Below are 13,437 nucleotides of genomic sequence, written 5' to 3' on the forward strand. Positions count from 1 at the left end.
CGAGACGGGCAGCAGCAATCAGAGAAGGGCATTTCTCATGATCACTACGGAACAGTTTCTCACACACCTCACGGAAACCCAGCGGTCGACGCTGGAACTGCTGCTCGCCCGGGACGAGGGCTGCGAGGTTTCGCGCGGCGAGTTCGCGGAGCTGCCGGAGCTGCTCGACCTGGAGCACGTCGGCCTCCTCGGCTACGACGTGCACGGCGGCGAGTACTTGACGGCGAAGGGCCGCGCGCTGGTCGTGAACCTGGCGCACGCGGACGCAGCGCGGGAGAACACCGGCCGGGCGACTGCCCGGCACGCACTGGCGGATGGCGCCGAGTCGACTTTGCCGGGCCTGGGGGTCGTGGTCGTCCACCGGCTGATGGCGCAGCACGAGCTGACCGAGGTGATCCCCGCGGTCTCTCCGCAGGGGTTCGTCGACTCGATGACGGAGGCGCTGGAGGAGCACACCGCTGACCTGCTGGATCTCGTGACGGCGATCAACGCCGCTCAGCGGAGCTGGCCGCGGCGGGTCATCCGCTGGTTCGCGCGGAACCTGACCGGGACGCGGGTCACGGTCATGGCCGGGACGGTCGGGGTTCTGGTGGGCACGGGGATCGGCTGGTGGGTCCGATGACCGCCGCGCCTGAGCGAGTGGTGCTGTCCGGTGCGCCGATCGTGAAGCCGCCGACGGTCTACACCGAGACCGGTTGGGCGCAGATCGAGACGGTGATGCGCACGGCAGCGCTGCAGGAGCCGTGCGTGTGGTGCCAGCTGGAGGGGCACGTCGTGCGGTGGCGGTTCTCGCCGAACCCGGCCGACGTGACGCCGCCGGGCGTGCTGGACGAAGAGGTCGAGGGCTGCCACTGCTGCATCTGGGGTCGTGGCGGTGTCGAGGGCCTGGTGGCGCGCGCGGACCGGGAGTCGTTCAACGGCCGGGAAGTCAAGGTCGAGCACTTGGAGCTCGACGGCTCGTGGAAGCCCTGGAAGCGGTGGTTCTGATGGGGATCGTCCGCAAGCTGCGGGACGGCGCGCGCTGGATCGAGAACGTCGTCGAGTTCGAGGCCCCGCGCCCAGATCCGGAACCGGAACCGACGCCCAAGCCCAAGCCCAAGCCCAAGCCCAAGCCCGAGGCGAAGACGAAGCCGGAAGCCCCGGAGAAGCCGGAGCGCGCCGACATGGCGGACCGCGCTGGTGAGCTGCTCGGTCGGATGTTCAAAGCCTGGGTCGACGACATCAACTCGATTCCCTTCCACCGCAACACTTCCGCCCCGGAGGCGACCCGATGAACGAGAAGACCGTCGCGGAGCGATTGATCGCTGTCGCGTTCCACGTCGTGAAACACGACCTGCTCGCACTGTCTGATGTGGACGTCACCTTCGACACCACGAAAGTCACGCTGTGGACTCGTGACGATTCGGATCTGCTGGTGCCCTTTCTTCAGTGGGTCGACAGTCTCGGCGATGCTGCCGAAATCCTCGGCAGCGTCCACAAGGGTTCCTATCACCTCCGCGTCTTCGGCGTCCTCGTGACCGGTGAACGGGTCGAGGTGATGACGATCCTCAACGACCATGAGTCCGCGGTGATGGTCGAGGAACTCGGCGATCGGACCGGGCGCCGCGCGATCTCCCGCACCCAGCTGGCGAAGATCGCCGACCCGGAACTGCTCGACGACCGGCCGTTCCTGACCGAGGAGCAGCTGGCCGAGGTCGAGCACTGGTCGAAGACGCCAATGCCGGACGTGACCCCGTGAGCCTCATCGAGTTCCCGGACGTGATCCAGGGCTCCGACGAATGGCACGACCAGCGCCGAGGAATCATCACCGCATCGGTCGTCGGCCAGCTCATCACGCCGAAGACCCTGAAGACCGCAGCCAACGACAAGAGCCGAAGCATCGTCTCGCAACTCGTCGCCGAACGCATCACCGGCCACACCGACCCCCCCTACGTCGGGGACGACATGCTGCGCGGCATCGAGGACGAGCTCCGGGCGCGCGACCTGTACGCCGAGGTCTACGACCACCCCATCCGCGAGGTCGGTTTCCTTCTCCGCAAAGAAGAATCGTGGCAGCTCGGCTACTCGCCCGACGGTCTCGTCGGCGACGACGGACTGATCGAGGTGAAGTCGCGCCGCTCGAAGCTCCACCTGCTGACGATCCTCTCCGGCGAGGTACCCGCCGAGTACATGGCGCAGTGTCAAGCCGGGCTGCTCGTGTCCGGCCGCGCCTGGCTCGACTTCATCAGCTACTCGGGCGGGATGCCGATGTGGCACAAGCGCGTGTACCCGGACCCGTTGTGGCACAAGGCGATCATCACTGCCGCCGAGCAATTCGAGGCCACCGCTGCGGAAATGACCGCGGACTACCTGGCCAAAACCGAAGGACTTCCCGCCACCGAGCGGACGCCCGACTTCATGGAGATGACGATCTGATGGACCTCACCGACACCATCGCACCCACGAGCGACCAGCTCGACGCGGTCGACCTTATCGGCGGACCGCGGACGTTCACGATCGACGCTATCGGCGCAGGGAACGCCGAGCAGCCCGTCAACATCAAGCTCGTCGAATTCCCCCGCGTCTGGCGGCCCGGTAAGAGCATGCGGCGAGTGCTCGTCGCGTGCTGGGGTGCCGACGGGTCCAAGTACGTCGGTCGCCGTGTCCGCCTCTACTGCGACCCGGAGGTCCGGTTCGGCGGACAGGCCGTGGGCGGAACCCGCATCAGCCACCTGAGCCACCTGGACAAGAAGAAGCAGGTGCCGCTGCTGGTGACGCGCGGCAAGTCCGCGATCTTCGTGGTGCAGCCGCTCGTGGAGACGGTCGAGGACCGGGTTGCCGAGTACAAGCTGGAGTGGCGGACGGCCACGCCGGAGCGGCGCAAGGTCATCAAGGCCGAGGTCGCTGCCCTGACGAACCCTGAAGCCCCGTCGGCTCCGCCGGTCGTCGAGGAGCCGGAGCCGGAGACGACGCCGGGGACCGAGGATTTCGACGCCGACGACGACCCGACCTTTCCGGATGACCCCGACCTCGCACTGCCCGGTGAGGACGGTGACCAGTGACCGGCTGGCACCGCGGCCCGATGGTCGCGTTCGACCTCGAAACCACGTCGGCCGACCCGGAGACGGCGCGGATCGTGACCGCCTCGCTGGTCCGGATCGACCCGATGCAGGGCAGTGTCGACATAGAGAACCACCTCGCCGACCCGGGCGTCGAGATCCCCGCCGAGGCGACCGCAATCCACGGGATCACGACCGAGCAGGCGCGCGCCGAGGGCGAGTACCTGCCGGACGTGGTGCTCGGCGTGTGCGGCGTGCTGGAGTCCGCAATGGACGCCGGGCAGCCGCTCGTCGCCTACAACGCGTCGTTCGATTTCACGGTGCTGGCGCGGGAACTGGGCCGGATCGGTGCGCCCGCGCTGGTCCCGTTCCCGGTGGTGGACCCGTACGTGATCGACAAGCACGTCGACCGCTACCGCAAGGGAAAGCGGACGCTGACCGCATCGTGCGAGCACTACGGGGTGAAGCTCGACCAGGCGCACGACTCCGACTCGGACGCGCTCGCTGCCGCCCGGCTCGCGTGGATGCTCGCGAACCGGTACCCGCAGATCGGGGAGAAGTCGTTGCGGGAGTTGCATGTCGCGCAGTTCGGCTGGTACCGGGAGCAGCAACTCGGGCTCGCCGACTATTTCGCCCGGCAGGGCAAGCAGGAGACCGTCAACACCGAGTGGCCTGTCCGGACCGGGATCGAGGCTGTGGCATGAAGATCACGTGGCTTGCGGAGCCGACGGTGAAAACCGGGGCTGTGTCGTACCGGCTCCCGGTGCGGATGGAGTGCGACCCGGCGTACGACCCGTATGCGGTCGCGTTGCGGTTCCTGCCAGCGGGTCGGGTAGTGACGTGGCTGGTTGCCCGGGATCTGTTGCGGGACGGGCTTTCGTGGGTGGCCGGTGAGGGCGACGTCCGGGTCACCCCGGGCGCGGTCACGGTCGGCGTGCACCTGTGCTCCGACGCCGGGGAAGTGCTGGCCGTGTTCGCCCGTGACGACGTGACCCAGTTCCTGCGCTCCACCTACATCGAGGTCCCGGACGGCCGCGAGTCCGCGCGCATCAACTGGGACGACCTCCCGGAGGTGCTGGCATGAACCTCGACCCGATGCGTATCGCGAACTTGGACGACAGTCTGCGGGCGGCCCGCAATCGAGCGGATGCGGCGGAAGCGAAGCTGACCGAGATCCACGACGCGGTCAAGGGCTACTACCGGGGCGAGCACCTGGACAAGCTCAGTGCGTTCGACGCCATCGCGGCAGTCTTCGCGCGCGAAGGCGGTGCCTCGTGAACCCGCACTCGAAGTACGCGCCCCCGACCGAGCAAGGCCGCACCGTCGTCGGCCGCACCCACCCGCGCGACGACACCGCACGACAGCGCGAGCAGAAACGAGCCGCCGCGTTCGTGCGCAGCCGCGGATTCTCCGCCGAAGACACGGCGGAACTGCTCGACATGCTCGGACTCGGGGAGGTGGCGTGATGCAGTGGCAGATCGAGCCGATGCCCCGCTGGCCCTATCCCGAAACCGTGTCGCGGCGGTGGAATCCGTTCAGGGCGAAGTTCGACGCGACTCTCGAACTGCTCGCCGACGAACTCGACCACCTCAAGGTGTCTGGTGCGGTCGCGGTCAGGGTCGTCGCCGCCGAGGCCGACGTCCGACGCGACGGGATGCTCCGCGCCCGCGCCGAAGTCCGGCACCCCGGTGTCGCGGTTTCCTTCGCATCGGCGAAGTTCGGCCCGCTCACCTACCCGTGCGACGCATTCAAAGGCCGCTACTACGGGGACCCCGACTGGCAAGTCAACCTCCGTGCCATCGCCCTCGGCCTGCAGCACCTGCGCGCGTTGGACCGGTACGGCGTCGCGGCCCGCGGTGAGCAGTACGCCGGCTGGCGCGCGATCGAAGCAGCCGCGCCCGTCGGGTTCGATTCCGTGGATGCCGCGCTGCGGTGGCTGGGCGACTTCACCGAGATGCCTACCGCAGGCCACGCCAACGGCGCGGTCCGGGAAGCGGCGTCACTGATGCTCCGGCGCGCTGCGCAGAAGGCGCACCCGGACGTCGGCGGCGACCCGACCGATTGGGACCGGGTCGACGCCGCGCGGCAGTTGCTGCAGAAGGCCCGGGTGATCGCATGACCATCCGCGAGTTCATCGTCTCCGCCGACCCGGCGACCGTGCACCGAGTCGCCGCCGACCTCGCCAAACAAGGCATCGGCACCCGCATCATCCCCACCGAAACCCTCGGCACCCCCCAGCCCCCGATCATCCACCAACCCCCCGACCTCGGCCTCACCCCGCTCCGGATCGCGATCCTCCAACGAATCGCCGAAGGCTGCACCGACGCCGAAATCGCTGCCCGGCACGGCGTCAGCGAAGCCACCACCAAACGCACCGTCCAGTTGATCTACCGGAAAATCGGTGCCAACGGCCGCGCCCACGCCGTCCTCATCGCCTGCCGCGCCGGACTCATCCGGGACGGTGCCACGTGACGAAGCCACTCGTGATCGACGGGTTCGCCTGTGCCGGCGGCGCCGGGCGCGGCTTCGCGGACGCCGGGTTCGAGGTCGTCGGGGTGGAACTCAACCCGTCGCCCCGCTACCCGTATCCGCTGCTGGCCGGGAACGCGTTCAAGCATGTAGTCCGGCTTGTTCGTCGTGTGCGGCTCGCCGCTCCGGATCGAAGAATCCACGTGCACATTTCGCCGCCGTGCCAAGGACAGATCGCCATCACGCAAGGGAATCGGAGCCGGGACGGTTGGGCTGACGACCACGTAAACCTTCTGCCAGCCGGGCGGACGATGCTTGCGCAACTCCGCGCCCGATACGACGTCACCACAAGCATGGAGAACGGCCCTTCGGAGCACATTCGTTCGGATCTCCGGCTGTGTGGGCTGCAGTTCCGGCTTCCGACGTTCCGGCACCGGGACTTCGAGTTGGGCGGGTTCACGGTCGCTCCGCCGCGACCGCGCCAACAACTGTCCCGGCACCGGACAGAAACCGGAGGCGGACGCATGACGGATCGTTGCCTGGCCCCGAAATGCGGCCGCCGGTTGAAGACCGACGAGTCGAAGCAGCGCGGCTACGGCCCGGTGTGCTGGAGCCGCATCAACCCGGCCGCGCCTGTCATCCCGGCACCGGCGCATGCCGCCGACCCGAACCAACTGTCCACGGAGGACATCGTGACCAACTACGAGCGCGTCATCCTCGAAAGCGACACGCGCGGCCGGATCCTCATCGCTGCCGAGAACGCCGAGGGCTACAGCCAGAACTACCGGCTCGCTGGCCCGGAATACCTGTTCGACAACGGTTACGAAACTCTCGCGCGCGTCGAGCTGGACCAGCGCGCCGTCGAGAAGATCCGCCAGTACCTCGCGATCTGGGACGAGATCCACGCTGCGAAGCAGGCCGCCGATGCGGCGTCCGCAAAAGCCGACAGTCACCCTGACGCCACCGTCCAGGAAGGACAGAACAGATGACCCTGACTCCTGAGCAGCGCAGTCTGCGAGCAAGCATCGCCGCCAATGCTCGGCACGCTGCGGGCGGAACCGACACTGCACCTGCCCGCGCCGCGTTCGAGGCTCGTTTCGAGCGGCAGGTCGACCCGGACGGCGTTCTGCCGCCGGAGGAGCGCGCTCGCCGCGCAGCAAACGCCCGCAAGGCGTACTTCGGCACGCTCGCGCTCAAGTCGTCGATCGCCCGCAGCAAGGCGAAGAAGCTGCTCGCGGAAGCAGAGGAAGCCGATGCAGAGATCGAAGCTGCCGGGGAAGTGAACCCGATGCGCGATCGCGAAGCCTGAGACCTGCCGGCGGGGTCGCGCCGCGTGCCAGCCACGGCCCCGCCGACACACCAAACCCCGACAACCCCACCGAGGAGGTGACCGGTGACAGACCACTTGCGCGACGTCCCCGAACCCATCGCCGAACGCGCCCGCGTCATCATCCAGCTCGCAGAAAACACCGACGCGATACACGTCGCCGACATCCTCGCCCCCTGGGTGCGCGAAGACCCCGAAACGTTCGTGCAGGTCATGATCGCGATCGCGTTGATGGCCGACAAAGACCGGCGCATCAAGCACGCCCACGCCGCCTACGTCCGCGGCGAACGCACCCCCACTGTCGTCAACCTGGAACGCGAATACCAGCGCAACCGGGTCCGCAAAACCCGGGACGTGAAGCGGCACCAGGAAGAGGGCGGTGCTGCCTGATGGCCAGGATCAGGACGATCAAGCCGGAGTTCTTCACGAGCGCGACGATGGCGGACCTGACGCCGGAGCAGCGGTTGACGTTCATCGGGCTGTGGACCCATGTGGACGACGAGGGCCGGTGTGTCGACGACCCGCGGCTCATCAAGGCGGCGGTGTGGCCGTTGGAGGACCGGACGGCGGCCGAGGTCGATCATGACCTGGAGGTTCTGTACCGGTCGGGAACGATCTTGCGGTACACGATCAAAGAGGACTCACGGAGTCCTCACGGAGCTGTCCGTGAGCGCTCATTCATAGCTGTCAGCGGATGGCGTGAGCACCAGAAAATCAACCGCCCGACCGCCTCGAAGCTCCCCGCGCCCGAAAACGGCAATCCTAAGCCTCCTACCAGCGGAAACGACGATTCAGTGAGGACTCACGGAGGGCTCACCGTGGGAAAGGAACAGGGAACAGGGAAAGGAACAGGGAACAGGGATCTAGGGTCGCCTTCCGAATCTCGCTCACCAGCGCACGCGAACGACCGCGCCGCCGCGCTCGCACAGACCGCGCACACCCCCCGATCCCACAAGATCGTCAACGCGTACGCGGACACCTGCACCCGCCGGCCGCCCACGAGCGTCCTCACCCAGCTCGCCGTCGAAGTCGACGCGCTCCTCCTCGACGGCTGGACCCCCGGCGAACTCGCGCCCGTCCTCGAACGCTGGGGCGCCAAGGGCCTGCATCCCAAGACCCTCGCCTCGGTCGCGAACGAAGTCGCCAACGCGAAACCCCGCGCCGCACCCGTCTCGCCGACCGACCAGTTCGCTGCCCAGTTCCTCGCCAACGGCCGCCACGAACCGCCCGCGCTCCGCGCACTCCCAGGAGGTGCCTGATGAACCTCGACACCCGCATCGTTTCCCGTCTCGCCGACCACGAACGCATGGAGACCCGCACCTCCGATGCGATCATCGCCGGAGAGAACGCTGACGCCAGCTTCGCCTACATGACCCGGTTCTTCACCGAAGCCGCTTACCTCGTGGTGCTCCGCCGCGCTGACCCGCGACTCGCACTCGCGATCGCCGAATGGGTCGAGGGAGCACTCGACGACGGTGACACCGCCTGCGAGGTCGCCGATCGTTGGCGCAAAGACGCCGTATCAGGGCGCACCCCATGGCTTCCGGACTCGATCGCATCGCTGCTGCCCGACCTGCCGAGAAGCGCAGCATGACCGGCCTCACCGACGAAGAAATCCGCGCCGTCCTCGCCACCTGCATGGGCTACGACAACCGCCGCCCCGGCGAACTCAACCGCGCCGCCTGGCAAGAAGCCAGCGAAATCGGCCGCTGGACCCTCGGCGAAGCCGTCGAAGCCGTCCACCACCACTACGTCACCCGCACCGACTTCCTCATGCCCGGCCACGTCACCCAACACATCCGCGCCAACCGCCGCACCGCGCCCATGCCCGCCGAACGCCAACTCCCCACCGCACCACCCGCCGAACCCGAACGCGTCCGCGAAGCCGTCACCGCCATCGCCAACGCACTCGGCTGGACCCAACGCGCCACCACCAACGAGGACCCCGAACTCGACCACGTATGCCCCCACGAACGCTGCCGCGCCGGAAAACACCGTCCCTGCGGATACCGGTTGACCCGAGGCACCCACCAAGGCGAATGGCGTCCGATCCACGGCTACCACCACAGCCGCACCCAAGCCGCCCGACAGGAGACCAACCGTGCCTGAGTTCCCCAACAACACCCGCATCGAATGGAACCCCTCACACGGCAACTACTGGATGCCCGGTGTCGTCACCGCACAAGGCAGCACCCCCGACATCATCGCGATCCGCCTTGACGACGAAACCCACCCCCGCGACATCTACGTCTCCACCCGACGCCTCCGTCTGAGCCAAGTCCACCAGGGGAAGACACCAGCCGAATACGGCATCAACCCGTCGAACCCTGAAACCCGTCAAACCCCCTCCCCGGTGTCCTATGTCGAGGGAGGCGAGAACGCCAGCGAGCGGGCCAGCCAGCCGGTTGAAACGGCGAGTCCTGGCGAAGTTGTCCGGTCGTTGGTCGACGGGTTCAACGCCGGATCGGCCGAGATGGGCAAGGAGCTGCGGAAGATCCTGCGCGGCTCCGGTCTCATCGGACCCGAGTTCCCCGCCAGCGAGCGGCCGAATGCGGGCCAGGAAACGGCACAACTGACGCTCGGTGCGGTTCCGTCGGTGATCCACGCGCTCCGCGTCGAACTCGAACGCGAAACCGCCCGCGCCGATGCCGCGGAGGCGAAGCTCGCCGCCTCGAAGACCGTTCGGGAAGCGTACGTCGCCGAGATGCGCCGACTTGCTGCCGAGCGTGACCTGGCCCTGTGGTTGCACGCTGAAGCGAAGTGGCGGCACGCCAACGAGCACGCCGCCAACACGACGCTGGGCTTCGGCCTGCTCCAGCTCGAACGCGAGCGTGACGAGGCCCTGTCGACGCTCGACCAGATCCGCGACTTGGCGGGCGGTTTCCACGCGTTCATGCTCGGCCCGGGCCGCTGCAACCCGGACCAGGTGCGCACCCGCGCGGTCGCCGCGTTGGACGGCATCCGGAAGGCGTTCGAGGGTGCCACCGACCGCCAGCCCACGACGGTCGACCAGGTCCGCAGCAGCTTCGAGACCTACCTGAGTCGGCTCCACGCGGAGCTGGACGAGTGGGCTGAGCGAGACGAGCGCTTCCGCCCGTTGATCGAGAGCGTCCGCGCTATCACCGTGCCCGTCACGGACCGCGAGGAACCGGCGCAGGAGAACGACCTAGGCTGCGACGCCTGCGGGCAGACGAAGAACCGCCACGGCAGCGGGCACAGCTTCCGGCCGCGCGGAGGCTGCGACGCCGAGGACTGCCCCGACGGAGCCTGCTCTTGCGAGGAACCGGCGAGCGTCTGGGACGTCGAAGCGGACACGCACCGCATCAGCGAAGACCACGAGGAACCGGCGAAGGAAGCCGAGCCACAGGCAACCGGGAGTTCGAGCGAGCGTGCCCGCTTCTGGCAGCTAGTCGCGAAGCACGGGTTCTGCCAGTGCCCGGCGGACGGATCCGTTTGCCTCGACGCATGCTGCCGTCTGTGCTCGCGTCTCGATCCCGAATGCCCGTGCGTGATGGACCCGGAAGCCGACTACCTCGACGGGTACGACGGGGCAGTTGTCCGCGAGGAACCGGCCGGCGAGACGAAGCCGCGCGTATTCCTGCCCGGCGACACCATCCCGGCGCGGGTCGCGGTGCTCGACAACTTCGGTGATACCCAACGCCGACCGACGGCCTGGTCCATCGGCTACGGCACCGCCGTCGAGATCCTGCTCCCGACAACCGCCGATTGGGACGACGCCGTCTGGGCTGAACGGGAATCGCGCGGCCAGGCCGTCGAGCGCCAGGCGGACAGCGAGGCACAGCGATGAGCGAGTGGGCCGAGCGGATGCTGAACGCCGCGAACGACGCGCTCGGCAACGACACCGGCAATGTCCTCGACTGCTCGACAGCGAAGGCGCTCGCCGCCGCGCTGGCGGAGATGGCGGAGCGCCCGGACAAGTGGTGGCACCAGGAAGAGATCGACGAGCTGGTTGCGGAATTGGAGCAGCGATGACCGACGCCGACACCCCGCGCGTCTGCGAGCCGTACTACCGAGACGACCACGTCACCCTCTACCACGGGGACTGCCGAGACATCACCGAATGGCTCGATGCCGACATCCTAGTTTCCGATCCGCCCTATGGCATCGGATGGAAGCGGGGTGCCAAAAAAGGACGCTGGGATACAGGAAGCGCAGGTATCGCGAACGATGACGACACCTCATGTCGAGATACCGCACTGGAACTCTGGGGAGACCGCCCAGCCGCCGTGTTCGGATCCTTCTACGCGCCCGAAGTGCGAGGAAAGAAACACGTCCTGGTTTTCCGCAAGCCGCCTGACTCCGGCGTGGTGGGAAGCGCAACCGGCTGGCGGCGAGACCTTGAACCGATCTTCCTCACCGGTCGTTGGCCTCGCCGCGCGGCGCATTCCAGCAGCCTCATCACGACTGGATTGCGAGCAGCAGGCAATCCATCATCTCCTGCGGGCCGGTTCCAGCATCCGCACGCCAAGCCGCTCGACGTGATGGAAACCCTGATCCGGGCCTGCCCGCCCGGTGTGATCGCCGACCCATTCTCCGGATCGGGCTCGACGCTCGTCGCCGCGAAGCTCCAGGGTCGCAAGGCGATCGGTGTCGAGCTGGAGGAACGCTACTGCGAGATCGCCGCTCGACGACTTGCCCAAGACGCATTGCCTTTCGGAGGCGCAGCATGACCGACGCCGACACCCCGCGCGTGCCAGACCTGTGGTGGCACCCCGAACACGGCTACATTGCCCAAGTCCCGGAAGGACGATTGGGCGAGGGTCGCTGGCACAAGGTCGACGTCGCCAGCGGCCGGTACATCACCAACTTCGGTGAGCCGCGCCCCGCCGACGCCGTGAAGCTCGGGGACGTCGAAGCCCTGCGCCGCGAGTTGAGCGAGATGACCGATTTCGCGGGGCAGCAGTCCAACGCACGCCGGGAATCGGATCGACGGCTCGACAAGCTGCGCGCGGACCTCCGCGCCGTGCTGGACAGCTACGACCTCGAAGGATTCATCGACCGCGGAATAGGTGCCCCCGACGCGGTCGACCGCATCCGCGCCCGCCTCGACCGCGAGCCGGGCCGCGAGGAGCCGACCGAGGCAACGTCGGCGCAGGCGGTGCGCGCCGAGCTGGACGCGGTCGGCGAGGCTCTCTGGGCCGCTGTCGGCTCGGACCCGGGCTACATGCGCGGCTACACCCTCGTGGACCTGGTCGGCGTTCTCAAAGCCCGCGCGGACTCGTGGCAGGAACAGGTTCGCGAGCCCTCGGCCGAACCCGCGCCGCGCGAAGGGGAGGTGTTCGAGCGCTTGCCCGATGAGGGATCGCTGCCTCAGTACCGGCTGCGCAAGCCGGGCCGCGAGGAGCTGTGCAAGCCCTGCGGGGAAAGCGGAAACTGCCAGCGCCCCGAAGCGGCGGACTGCATCCAGAAGCCCGTGCTGCACGGCTTTACTGTGCCACCGCACATCCGGCTGACCGCTCGCCCCGGCGGGGTCGACGTCGCCTGCCTCCATCTCGACCACGCTGGCGGATTCCCCGGCTACATCATCCGCGACGGCGAGGACGAACGATTCGCGGAAGTACTCCGGGACCACGCTCACGGCCACGCGGTGGAGCACCAGCCGACCGACGTCGAGTGGCATTGCGCGCGGTGCGGCTCAGACCGATGGGTCGGCTGGCGCGCGGGACCCGAGCACGAGGGCTATCCGCGCAAGGCGCAGTGCGTCCCGTGCGGACACGTGCAGGATCTCCCGCCTGTTTCCGTGGTGGAGCCTCAGCCGGACACCGAGGAGCAGCCATGACCCAGTCGCAAGGAGTTGCTGTCGTCCTCGGCGTCGTGTTCCTGACCGTGGCGATCGCTGAGGCGCGACCGATCGCCGAGTTCGTCCTGGCGTGCGTCGTGGACGCGGTCATGGGCCGGAAAGCACGCAAGCGCGCAGCGAAGGAGGCTGACCGTGGCTGACAACCCGAACCTCTGGTGGTCCCCGACTCTCGGCGCGATCCTCAAGGACCCCGACGGCAGCTTCCGTGTCCTCGGCGGCGGCACCACCAACGCCTGGGGCTGGTTCATTCCCGCGGAATGGCCAGCCGACGCGGAACGGTATCTGCCGGAGAAAACCCCGCCTGACCGATCCGGCCGCTGGGTCGACGAGCAACTCGTCCCGTTCGGGCCGCGCGACCTCGACGGCTGGCAGCCCACCCACCCCGAGGCGGTCGCCGGTGACTGACCCCATCGAAATCGACGTGCCCCTGCACAAGGGAAAACCGCCGCTCACGCACAACCTGCGCCTACACCGCCAGGAAGAAGCACGCCGCGCCAAGAAGATCCGGGAATCCGTCGGGTGGAAAGCGAAGGCGATGCTGCTCGGCCACCACCGGCACATCACCGTCCAACTCCACTACCTGCCCGGCGACAACAAACGCCGCGACGCACCCAACCTCACCGCCACGTCCAAGCCCGCCATCGACGGGCTCGTCGACGCGGGACTCGTCCGCGACGACAACGACGACTACGTCACCGAAATCATGCCGATCATCCACCGCGGCCAAGGCCAACCCCGTCGGCTCTGGCTCGCCATCACGATCACCGAGGAGAACCAGTAAC

The 13,437-nt window shown here is 67.9% G+C and carries 25 protein-coding genes; all 25 read left to right on the forward strand.

The genetic code is table 11. From position 1 onward, the window contains the following. The first annotated feature begins 37 nt into the window (after window positions 1-37). The 25 genes from ACFORO_RS12265 to ACFORO_RS12385 all read left to right on the forward strand — a co-directional run bounded on the left by ACFORO_RS12265 (window position 38) and on the right by ACFORO_RS12385 (window position 13,436). A complete protein-coding gene (locus ACFORO_RS12265; protein WP_377870029.1) occupies window positions 38-622 on the forward strand; it encodes a hypothetical protein in 585 nt (194 codons plus the stop codon). Then, complete coding sequence (locus tag ACFORO_RS12270; protein WP_377870028.1) at window positions 619-987, forward strand: hypothetical protein; 369 nt, start codon at window positions 619-621, stop codon at window positions 985-987. Before ACFORO_RS12265 ends, ACFORO_RS12270 begins: the two co-directional genes overlap by 4 nt. After that, window positions 987-1,274 carry a hypothetical protein gene (locus ACFORO_RS12275; protein WP_377870026.1) on the forward strand — a complete coding sequence of 96 codons (288 nt, stop codon included), beginning with the start codon at window positions 987-989 and terminating at the stop codon, window positions 1,272-1,274. The genes ACFORO_RS12270 and ACFORO_RS12275 overlap by 1 nt, the downstream gene beginning before the upstream one ends. Further along, window positions 1,271-1,738: a hypothetical protein gene (locus ACFORO_RS12280; RefSeq protein WP_377870025.1), complete on the forward strand. Its 468-nt coding sequence runs from the start codon at window positions 1,271-1,273 to the stop codon at window positions 1,736-1,738. Before ACFORO_RS12275 ends, ACFORO_RS12280 begins: the two co-directional genes overlap by 4 nt. Beyond that, entirely contained in the window at window positions 1,735-2,415 is a 681-nt protein-coding gene (locus ACFORO_RS12285) for a lambda exonuclease family protein (RefSeq protein WP_377870024.1), read from the forward strand. The genes ACFORO_RS12280 and ACFORO_RS12285 overlap by 4 nt, the downstream gene beginning before the upstream one ends. After that, window positions 2,415-3,041 carry a hypothetical protein gene (locus tag ACFORO_RS12290; protein WP_377870023.1) on the forward strand — a complete coding sequence of 209 codons (627 nt, stop codon included), beginning with the start codon at window positions 2,415-2,417 and terminating at the stop codon, window positions 3,039-3,041. Before ACFORO_RS12285 ends, ACFORO_RS12290 begins: the two co-directional genes overlap by 1 nt. Then, on the forward strand, window positions 3,038-3,742 hold the full coding sequence (locus tag ACFORO_RS12295; protein ID WP_377870022.1) for a 3'-5' exonuclease: 705 nt from the start codon (window positions 3,038-3,040) through the stop codon (window positions 3,740-3,742). Before ACFORO_RS12290 ends, ACFORO_RS12295 begins: the two co-directional genes overlap by 4 nt. Then, the gene (locus ACFORO_RS12300) at window positions 3,739-4,122 is read left to right on the forward strand and encodes an SsgA family sporulation/cell division regulator (protein WP_377870021.1); all 384 of its coding nucleotides are present in this window, start codon (window positions 3,739-3,741) and stop codon (window positions 4,120-4,122) included. The genes ACFORO_RS12295 and ACFORO_RS12300 overlap by 4 nt, the downstream gene beginning before the upstream one ends. Next, complete coding sequence (locus ACFORO_RS12305) at window positions 4,119-4,316, forward strand: hypothetical protein (protein WP_377870020.1); 198 nt, start codon at window positions 4,119-4,121, stop codon at window positions 4,314-4,316. Before ACFORO_RS12300 ends, ACFORO_RS12305 begins: the two co-directional genes overlap by 4 nt. Next, the gene (locus ACFORO_RS12310) at window positions 4,313-4,504 is read left to right on the forward strand and encodes a hypothetical protein (protein ID WP_377870019.1); all 192 of its coding nucleotides are present in this window, start codon (window positions 4,313-4,315) and stop codon (window positions 4,502-4,504) included. Before ACFORO_RS12305 ends, ACFORO_RS12310 begins: the two co-directional genes overlap by 4 nt. Continuing rightward, window positions 4,504-5,157 carry a hypothetical protein gene (locus ACFORO_RS12315; RefSeq protein WP_377870018.1) on the forward strand — a complete coding sequence of 218 codons (654 nt, stop codon included), beginning with the start codon at window positions 4,504-4,506 and terminating at the stop codon, window positions 5,155-5,157. Before ACFORO_RS12310 ends, ACFORO_RS12315 begins: the two co-directional genes overlap by 1 nt. After that, the gene (locus tag ACFORO_RS12320; protein WP_377870017.1) at window positions 5,154-5,510 is read left to right on the forward strand and encodes a response regulator transcription factor; all 357 of its coding nucleotides are present in this window, start codon (window positions 5,154-5,156) and stop codon (window positions 5,508-5,510) included. Before ACFORO_RS12315 ends, ACFORO_RS12320 begins: the two co-directional genes overlap by 4 nt. Beyond that, the gene (locus tag ACFORO_RS12325; RefSeq protein WP_377870016.1) at window positions 5,507-6,496 is read left to right on the forward strand and encodes a DUF6011 domain-containing protein; all 990 of its coding nucleotides are present in this window, start codon (window positions 5,507-5,509) and stop codon (window positions 6,494-6,496) included. Before ACFORO_RS12320 ends, ACFORO_RS12325 begins: the two co-directional genes overlap by 4 nt. Beyond that, window positions 6,493-6,816, forward strand: coding sequence for a hypothetical protein (locus ACFORO_RS12330; protein ID WP_377870015.1), 324 nt, complete (start codon window positions 6,493-6,495; stop codon window positions 6,814-6,816). Before ACFORO_RS12325 ends, ACFORO_RS12330 begins: the two co-directional genes overlap by 4 nt. An 84-nt stretch (window positions 6,817-6,900) precedes the next feature. Then, complete coding sequence (locus ACFORO_RS12335) at window positions 6,901-7,224, forward strand: hypothetical protein (RefSeq protein WP_377870014.1); 324 nt, start codon at window positions 6,901-6,903, stop codon at window positions 7,222-7,224. Window positions 7,225-7,298: 74 nt separating this feature from the next. Beyond that, window positions 7,299-8,093 carry a hypothetical protein gene (locus ACFORO_RS12340; RefSeq protein ID WP_377870013.1) on the forward strand — a complete coding sequence of 265 codons (795 nt, stop codon included), beginning with the start codon at window positions 7,299-7,301 and terminating at the stop codon, window positions 8,091-8,093. After that, a complete protein-coding gene (locus ACFORO_RS12345; RefSeq protein WP_377870012.1) occupies window positions 8,093-8,428 on the forward strand; it encodes a hypothetical protein in 336 nt (111 codons plus the stop codon). Before ACFORO_RS12340 ends, ACFORO_RS12345 begins: the two co-directional genes overlap by 1 nt. Continuing rightward, a complete protein-coding gene (locus ACFORO_RS12350; RefSeq protein ID WP_377870011.1) occupies window positions 8,425-8,943 on the forward strand; it encodes a hypothetical protein in 519 nt (172 codons plus the stop codon). Before ACFORO_RS12345 ends, ACFORO_RS12350 begins: the two co-directional genes overlap by 4 nt. Then, window positions 8,936-10,642: a hypothetical protein gene (locus ACFORO_RS12355; RefSeq protein WP_377870010.1), complete on the forward strand. Its 1,707-nt coding sequence runs from the start codon at window positions 8,936-8,938 to the stop codon at window positions 10,640-10,642. The genes ACFORO_RS12350 and ACFORO_RS12355 overlap by 8 nt, the downstream gene beginning before the upstream one ends. Then, window positions 10,639-10,827, forward strand: a complete 189-nt coding sequence (locus ACFORO_RS12360; RefSeq protein ID WP_377870009.1) for a hypothetical protein — start codon at window positions 10,639-10,641, stop codon at window positions 10,825-10,827. Before ACFORO_RS12355 ends, ACFORO_RS12360 begins: the two co-directional genes overlap by 4 nt. After that, window positions 10,824-11,525: a DNA methyltransferase gene (locus ACFORO_RS12365; protein ID WP_377870008.1), complete on the forward strand. Its 702-nt coding sequence runs from the start codon at window positions 10,824-10,826 to the stop codon at window positions 11,523-11,525. The genes ACFORO_RS12360 and ACFORO_RS12365 overlap by 4 nt, the downstream gene beginning before the upstream one ends. Further along, a complete protein-coding gene (locus ACFORO_RS12370) occupies window positions 11,522-12,634 on the forward strand; it encodes a hypothetical protein (protein WP_377870007.1) in 1,113 nt (370 codons plus the stop codon). The genes ACFORO_RS12365 and ACFORO_RS12370 overlap by 4 nt, the downstream gene beginning before the upstream one ends. Next, complete coding sequence (locus ACFORO_RS12375; protein WP_377870006.1) at window positions 12,631-12,795, forward strand: hypothetical protein; 165 nt, start codon at window positions 12,631-12,633, stop codon at window positions 12,793-12,795. Before ACFORO_RS12370 ends, ACFORO_RS12375 begins: the two co-directional genes overlap by 4 nt. Then, a complete protein-coding gene (locus ACFORO_RS12380; protein WP_377870005.1) occupies window positions 12,788-13,060 on the forward strand; it encodes a hypothetical protein in 273 nt (90 codons plus the stop codon). The genes ACFORO_RS12375 and ACFORO_RS12380 overlap by 8 nt, the downstream gene beginning before the upstream one ends. After that, window positions 13,053-13,436, forward strand: coding sequence for a hypothetical protein (locus ACFORO_RS12385; RefSeq protein ID WP_377870004.1), 384 nt, complete (start codon window positions 13,053-13,055; stop codon window positions 13,434-13,436). The genes ACFORO_RS12380 and ACFORO_RS12385 overlap by 8 nt, the downstream gene beginning before the upstream one ends. Window position 13,437: the final 1 nt, after the last annotated feature.

The organism is Amycolatopsis halotolerans, from assembly GCF_042647905.1.
GTDB lineage: Bacteria > Actinomycetota > Actinomycetes > Mycobacteriales > Pseudonocardiaceae > Amycolatopsis > Amycolatopsis halotolerans.